6 protein-coding genes are annotated in these 7457 nt (G+C 67.5%); 1 reads left to right on the top strand and 5 read right to left on the bottom strand.

The window, feature by feature from the left end:
* Positions 1-48: 48 nt before the first annotated feature.
* Entirely contained in the window at positions 49-1158 is a 1110-nt protein-coding gene (locus AC5Y4C_RS15950) for an epoxide hydrolase family protein (RefSeq protein WP_499965249.1), read from the bottom strand.
* A gap of 76 nt (positions 1159-1234) precedes the next feature.
* Complete coding sequence (locus AC5Y4C_RS15945) at positions 1235-3367, bottom strand: elongation factor G-like protein EF-G2 (RefSeq protein WP_499965251.1); 2133 nt, start codon at positions 3365-3367, stop codon at positions 1235-1237.
* Positions 3368-3453: 86 nt separating this feature from the next.
* Between AC5Y4C_RS15945 and AC5Y4C_RS15940 the strand changes: the two genes are divergently transcribed.
* A complete protein-coding gene (locus AC5Y4C_RS15940; protein ID WP_499904581.1) occupies positions 3454-3951 on the top strand; it encodes a DUF309 domain-containing protein in 498 nt (165 codons plus the stop codon).
* Here the strand turns inward: AC5Y4C_RS15940 and AC5Y4C_RS15935 are convergent.
* The 3 genes from AC5Y4C_RS15935 to AC5Y4C_RS15925 are packed head-to-tail and all read right to left on the bottom strand — an operon-like array spanning position 3923 to position 7412.
* On the bottom strand, positions 3923-4663 hold the full coding sequence (locus tag AC5Y4C_RS15935; protein WP_499904587.1) for a hypothetical protein: 741 nt from the start codon (positions 4661-4663) through the stop codon (positions 3923-3925). The two genes, AC5Y4C_RS15940 and AC5Y4C_RS15935, sit on opposite strands and share 29 nt — an antisense overlap.
* Positions 4660-5853: a zinc ribbon domain-containing protein gene (locus AC5Y4C_RS15930; RefSeq protein ID WP_499965253.1), complete on the bottom strand. Its 1194-nt coding sequence runs from the start codon at positions 5851-5853 to the stop codon at positions 4660-4662. The genes AC5Y4C_RS15935 and AC5Y4C_RS15930 overlap by 4 nt, the downstream gene beginning before the upstream one ends.
* Positions 5853-7412: a S53 family peptidase gene (locus AC5Y4C_RS15925; protein ID WP_499965255.1), complete on the bottom strand. Its 1560-nt coding sequence runs from the start codon at positions 7410-7412 to the stop codon at positions 5853-5855. Before AC5Y4C_RS15925 ends, AC5Y4C_RS15930 begins: the two co-directional genes overlap by 1 nt.
* Between the last annotated feature and the right edge of the window lie 45 nt (positions 7413-7457).

The following is a 7457-nucleotide window of genomic DNA, read 5'->3' as shown; positions in this document are numbered from 1 at the left end:
GCGAAATTTCGCTCTGCACTCACGTTCGGTGTAACTCAGGGCAAACGCCTAGCGCACCGTCGCGAAGAACTTCCGGACGTCTTCGACGAACAAGTCCGGCTGCTCGAATGCGGCGAAGTGCCCGCCGCGCGGCATCGCGGTCCAGTGCGTGATGTTGTACTTGGGCTCACACCAGTGCCGCGGAGGGCGCACGACCTCCTTCGGGAAAGATGCTATGCCCGTGGGCATTTCGACGCGGCCTGAGCTGCCGAAGTAGTTGTAGCTTTCCCAGTACATCCGGGCCGATGATGCGGCCGACGCCGTCACCCAGTACGTCATCACGTTGTCGAGCAGCTCGTCTTTGGTCAGTGCGTTCTCCGGATGCCCGTCGCAGTCCGTCCACGCCCAGAACTTCTCGACGATCCAGGCCAGCTGCCCGACCGGGGAATCGACCAACCCGTAGCCGACTGTTTGCGGACGCGTCGACTGTTGCTTGGAGTAGCCCGAATCCCACTTGTCGTAGTAGCGCATGGCCTTCAGCGCTTGCTTCTCCTCTGGTGTCGGATCACTCAGATCGCCTGGCGGGAAAGCGATCGCGAAGTTGAGGTGGATCCCCACGCAGTGGTTGATCGCGCCGTTGCGGCCGATCGCCGTCGTCACCGCGGCGCCCCAGTCGCCGCCTTGCGCGCCGTAGCGGTCGTAGCCCAGCCGGGTCATCAACGTCTCCCACGCGTCGGCGGTCTTGTCGACGCCCCATCCGGTGGTGGTCGGCTTTCCTGAGAACCCGTAGCCGGGCAGCGACGGGCAGACCACGTGGAATCCGGCGTCGTTGAGCGGCTCGATCACCTTCTGGAACTCCACAATCGAGCCGGGCCAGCCGTGGGTGATGATCAGCGGGAACGCGTCGTCGTTGCGGGAGCGCTGATGGATGAAGTGGATGGTCAGCCCGTCGATCTCGGTGGTGAACTGGTCGAACCGGTTCAGTGCGGCTTCGCGGGAGCGCCAGTCGTACCCGTCGGCCCAGTACTCGGCGAGTTCCCGGGTGTAGGCCAGCGGGATGCCCTGGCTCCAATCGTCGACGGTTTCGCGCTCCGGCCACCGGGTGTGGGCGAGCCGGCGTCGCAAGTCGTCGAGGACGTCGTCGGGCACCGCGATGCGAAACGGGCTAACAGCGGTCACAGCTCGACCTCCCTACCGCGATTTCGGTGCGCAAACCGGCGCTCAGCGCAGGGAAACGCACCGAAATCGCACACTCTCAGGCGCTGGCTTTGACTTTCGCGGCCGCCGACTCCGGCATCGGCTCGTAACGGGTGAACGTGCGGGTGAACGAGCCTGCACCGTGAGACAGCGAACGCAGGTCGATCGCATACCGGGTCAGCTCCACTTCGGGCACCTCGGCCTTGATCATCGTGCGGTTGTCGCCGACGTTGTCCGTGCCGAGCAAGCGGCCGCGTCGGCCGGACAGGTCGCTCATCACCGCGCCCACCAGATCGTCGGGCACCACCACCGACACCGTGTCCACCGGTTCGAGCAAGTTGATCTTCGCCGCGGCGGCCGCCTCCCGCAGCGCCAGCGCACCGGCCATCTGGAAGGCCATGTCGCTCGAGTCGACGCTGTGCGCCTTTCCGTCGAGCAGCGTCACCCGGATGTCGACAACGGGATAGCCTGCGGCAACGCCCTTTTCCATCTGTGCGCGCACGCCCTTTTCGACACTGGGAATGAACTGGCGCGGAATCGCGCCGCCCACGACCTTGTCGACGAACTCGAATCCCGATCCCTCCGGCAGCGGCTCCACCTCGATGTCACAGACCCCGTACTGGCCGTGTCCGCCGGACTGCTTGACATGGCGGCCGTGGCCTTTTGCCTTGCTGCCGAACGTTTCTCGCAGCGGCACCCGCAGTTCGACGGTGTCGACGGTGACCCCGAAGCGGTTGGCGAGCGCGTCGAGGACCACACCGGCGTGCGCTTCGCCCATGCACCACAACACAATCTGGTGTGTTTCCTGGTTCTGCTCGATACGCAAAGTCGGGTCCTCGGCGGCCAACCGCTGCAGACCCACCGACAGCTTGTCTTCGTCGGTCTTCGCGTGCGCCTGCACCGCCACCGGCAGCAGCGGCTCGGGCATCGACCACGGCTTGAGTACCAGCGGTTCGCCCTTGTCCGACAACGTGTCTCCGGTCTCTGCCCGGGTGAGTCGGCCGATCGCGCAGATGTCGCCGGCGATGACGGCCGGGGCCGGCCGCATCTGCTTGCCCAGCGGAAACGACAGCGGCCCGATGCGTTCGTCTTCGTCGTGGTCGGCGTGGCTGCTGTGCTCGTAGAACTGACTGAAGTGACCCGAGACATGCACCGTCGCATCGGGTCGGATGGTGCCGGAGAACACGCGCACCAGGCTCACCCGCCCGACGTACGGGTCGGAGGTCGTCTTGACCACCTCGGCCAGCAACGGGCCGGCCGGGTCGCAGGTGAGGTGCGTGCGTGCGGCACCCTGAGGCGTGAACACCTCCGGCAGCGGATGCTCTAGCGGTGACGGGAAGCCGCTGGTCGCCACCTCCAGCAACTCGAGCGTTCCGACGCCGGTACTGCTGCAGACCGGAATGACCGGAAAGAACGACCCACGCGCGACCGCCTTCTCCAGGTCCTCGATCAACACCGCCTGGTCGATGTCCTCACCACCGAGGTAGCGGTCCATCAACGACTCGTCCTCGGACTCCTCGATGATGCCTTCGATCAGCGAGCCGCGGGCATCTCCGATCCGGTCGGTATACGACGAATCAGGTTCTCGCACTTCATGTTTGCCGTCCTTGTACAAAAAACAGCGCTGAGTCAGCAGCCCGAGCAAACCGTTGTCCACCGGAAGGTACAGCGGCAACACCTTGTCGCCGAACACGTCCCGGGTGGCGGCCAGCGCGTTCTCGTAATTGGCACGCGGGTGGTCGAGCTTTGTCACCACCACCGCCCGCGGCATGCCCACCTGGTCGCATTCCTGCCACAGCATCTTGGTGGGCTCGTCGACGCCCTCGTTGGCGGCTATCACGAACAGCGCGCAGTCGGCGGCTCGCAGGCCGGCGCGCAACTCGCCCACGAAGTCGGCGTAGCCGGGGGTGTCGATCAGGTTCACCTTGACGCCGTCGTGCATCAGCGGCGCGACCGCCAGCCCCACCGAACGTTGCTGGCGGATCTCGGCGTCGTCGAAGTCGCACACTGTGGTGCCGTCGACCACCGACCCGGCTCGCGGAAGCACCCCCGCGGCTACCAGCAGCGCCTCGACGAGTGTGGTTTTACCGGCCCCCGACGGCCCCACCAGGACCACATTGCGGATGGCCGCCGGGCTGTCCACGACCGGCGCGGCACCACCCCCTTTGGCTGTGCTGCTCTTGTCTGCCACGGCATTCCCTCCGAGCGCTTCGTTGCCACCGGATGTGTAGTCCACAATTCCCCCAAGCACCCATCGAGCACAAGGACCAACCGGGTATGCCGTCACGCGACCGCGACGAGTCGGGCAACGCCCGCAATGCGCGTCCCCGCGACGCGTTGGGCCGGCCGCTCCCGCGCGGCAGCCAGGGCGTGCCCCGCATCCCCGACGACCTCGACCTCGCGCCGACCGAAACCCTGCGCTACGCCCAAGACCTCCTCGACCGTGGGCTCGCGTTCAACGCTCACGAGGTGCTGGAGGCGGCCTGGAAAAACGGGCCCGCCCAAGAGCGCATGCTGTGGCAGGGGCTGGCTCAACTGGCGGTCGGGATCACCCATATCCAGCGTGGAAACCGCAGGGGCGCAAGCGCACTGCTCGACCGCGCGGTGGCCCGGCTGAAATCGAGCGCGCGGCCGGTGCCGCACGGGATCGACGCCGACGGGCTGGTGCGCCACGCCGAGCAGTTGAGTGCCGACGTGCGCGCCGGCGCCGACATCACACCGGAGCGGCTGCGGCCGCGTCTGGTGGTCAGCGCGGCGGGTCGCCCCGCCACATGAAGCTGTTGACGTAGGCGGCCATGTCCAGCGCGAGCGCAAGATTGACGCCCGACGGCTGGCCGGTGCTGAAGTCCGGCGTGAAGCGGTGGTACGGACCGACGGCCGCGGCGATCAATGCCAGATCGTGCTTCACCGCGACCATCACCAGCACGCGCAGCCGCACGAAGTTGCCCGCCGCGTCTTGTGGATACACGTCAGCCACCTCGCCGTAGCCCAGCTGGTAGCCGACCATCGCGTTCGGGATTTCGTAGTCCTTGACCGCGTCGGGATAGGTCTCGTCGAGCAGCTCGTGCGCGATGTCGACCGGCTGCCGGCCCAGTGCCGGCTCGCCGAACAGCTGCATGGTGCCGCCGTCACCGCCGGTGAACTCCGCGGTCACGCCGTTCGGTTTCATGCTGACGCGGTAGGCGGTGCCCGGACCGGGGTACGCCACCGAGAATGCACCGTCTCCAGACGTGAAGCGCGGCAACCGTTGCACCGGTTTTCCGAGTGGCGGCTGGCCGCAGTCCGGTGGGCAGACGTATCGCGGTGCCGATGGGGTGAGCAGTTGAAACGCCACCACCACGCCGACGATCACCACGGCCACCCCGACCAGAAGCTGCACCAGCACCCGGCGATGCGAGGTGTGCCGTACCGGCGCCGCCGCATAAGAGCCTGCCGGCAGCGCGTAGCCCGGTAGCACCGAGTGATCGAGGGATGCGGGCGCGCTCACGGACCCTCCGGGCGCGGCTCGATCCGCACGGGCCGGTGTCGCCGTCTTTCGGTGCGTGACGTGCGGGACGACGCGCGGATGGCCGCGCCACAATGCGGGCAGAACGCCATGTCGGGGATCACGTGCCTGCAGTGCTCGCACAACAGCGGTTCGGAGCTCACCGGCTCTTGTGTCTCACGCAGCAGCGCCATGTGCAGCACCATCCGCAGGGCCAGCAGCATCATCAGCGCGACCGCCAAATGCACCACCAATTGCCATGTTTCGGGGGCAGGAGACGCATCCGTCAGCCCGACGATCGCGTAGGCGATGAGTATGGTCACCGTGGCGGGCAGTGGATGCGCTAGCGCCTGACCCCGATGTTGGTGTGCTGGAACGGGTTTGGTGAACCAGAGGGTCGCGCCGAGCATGCCGCCGGCCGTCGCGGCGACAAGGGACATCGCCACGCCGCGAATGACGGCTTCGGCGATCAGCCCGATGATCGGGCGGTTGGTGGCCATCAACCCGGTGGCGAACTGCGGCGTCAACCGCGTGAGCGTGGCAGCGGCGGTGAAGCTCATCGCCGTGATCGCGCCTACGAGAAAGCCGTCCAATGACTCGCGTGGGCCGACACTCCACAGCCGCGCCGCCACGCTCGGCACCAGCATCACCAGTGCACCGCCGACCGGGATCAGAAGCCCCTCCCACAGCGGCTGCTTGAACTCCATGCCAGTGCGAAACGCGACGTCGTAGCTGCGGGCGATTACCGCGCCGGTTTGCCACGCCCAGCCGACGCCCAGGACGATCGCCAGAGCCGTACTGAACAGCAGGACGCGCCGCGGCAGATCGCGGTAGGTGTGCGACTCGAGCAGATAGAGATGGAACAGCAGCGGCAAGCCGAGCACGCTGACCGCAATCAACGGCGCCTGCCACCGCAGCGCCGAGAACGCGGCCAACGCCGCCACCAGCACCGCCAATCCGATCCGGAACGGCGCTTGAGAGCGGTGGTGCAGATGCGGGAACAGCGAGCTCGTCACCGACGGCAGCAACACGTGCTGGGTCGGTGCCGCACTGAACGCCCGCAACCGCAGCCACGCCGGCCCGTCACCGCGCTGCGCCTTCAGGTGTGAGCCGCAATAGCCACAGAACGCGCCCGCGGGCACGTCGGCTTCGCACACCGGGCACGCGGTGGTCGGCACCTCGCCGGTACTCATCACGCGCCCTTCTGGATGTCGAGGATGTCGCGGGCCAGGTTCGTCACGTTCGGCGGCCCCAGCCCGGTGATCAGGTCGTATCCCGGGGTGGCGACATCCACTGCGTTCGCGCCGAGCGACACGTCGCGAAACGCCGGGCGCGACGCCCCGGCCGCCACCCGGTACAGCAGCGGGTTCAGCGCACCCAGCGCATGGCCGCTGTTGGCGATCAGGTACTGGTTCATCACTGCGGCGAGTCCCGCCCAGATCGGTGCCGCCTGCGAGGTGCCGCCGCCGACCAGCACCTGCTGGCCGAACACGATCCGCAGTCCGGTGAACGGGTCTGCGACCGCGGCGACGTCGGGAGACAGCCGGTGGGTGCCGTCTCGCGCCGACGTGACACCCTGTTGCCATCCGGGGCGTGCGAAGAGCGCCGACACGCCGCCGCTGCTGCCGGTTGTCAGAGGCGAGTTCACCCACGCCTGCTCGGCCAGCCACCCCCCGTTCTCGTCGAGCGACAACGCCGTGCCACCCACTGCGGTCATCTCCGGCAACGACGAAACCGCGTCCAGGCCAATATCATTCGGCCCCGGCGGGGATGACCAGTCGTCACCGCCCTTGCACTGCAGGCCGCCGTTGTCGCCGGTGGCTGCGAACGCTGTGGTACCGCGGGCCTGCGCCTTGGCGAGCGCCGCGCGGACCGGCGCGAGATCGGCGGCAGTCAACAACCGGTCACACGCCCAGCCGATCGACAGGCTCCAGACCGCGCCCGGGAAGCGTCGATCGGCGTCGTCGAACATCGCCGCAATCTTCTCGAAATTGCCGTCGCCTTGAAGTGTGGGCACGGCATTGATTACCACCAGCTGCGCGTCCGGGGCGACCGCATGGGCGACCTCGAGATCCATCGTGGTCTCGCCGGTCGGCTTGCCCGGTTGACCGCCGATGAGCACCGGTGCGAAGGACGGCAGCCCTGATTGCTGTGCGAACGTATCGAGGTCGGCTTGGTCGAAACCGTCGAATTCGAAGAACACGATGGTGGCGCCTTTACCGGTGAAGCCTTGAGCAACAAGGCCATTCGCGTTGTAAGCCGTCAACAGCTCGACAGGGGTCAGGCCCGGCTGGCGGCCGGTCAGCGGCACAGGCGGGCGTGCCGTGTGGTGCGGTGTATAGCCGAGGATCCTTCCGACGCCGCTCACTTCGAGGTCCAGCGAAGCCGGCATGGACGGCTGCTGCGGCGACGCGTAGAACACCTGACCGCGCCGCCCGCGGTACTCGTGCACCGCGACGTCGAACGTCTCGGCGACGGCGCTGGGTGCGCCCTCCACGATCGCCCAGGTGTCGCCCGGACGCCAGCGCACCGACAGCGCGTTGTCGCGCGCCCAAGCCGCCAACGCTCGCGGCCGGCTTGCGTCGCGCAGCATGACGGTCATCTGTACCTCGCCGGTGGACGCGTGCCCGAGATCGGTTGAAGCGCTGAGCAATAACGCCAGTGGGCCGTCGACCACACGTGAATCCGGCGATGACGGACGCAGGTCGGACGCGGCGGTCAGCAACACAACCACGGCCCCGAACACCCGCATCCAGCGGGTCCACGCGGACCTCGACGTCTGCGCCGGCTTCGCGAC

The organism is Mycobacterium sp. NGS35 (assembly GCF_059812855.1).
Note: the sequence above shows the minus strand (reverse complement) of the source record. Positions and strands in the feature narration are given on the sequence as shown.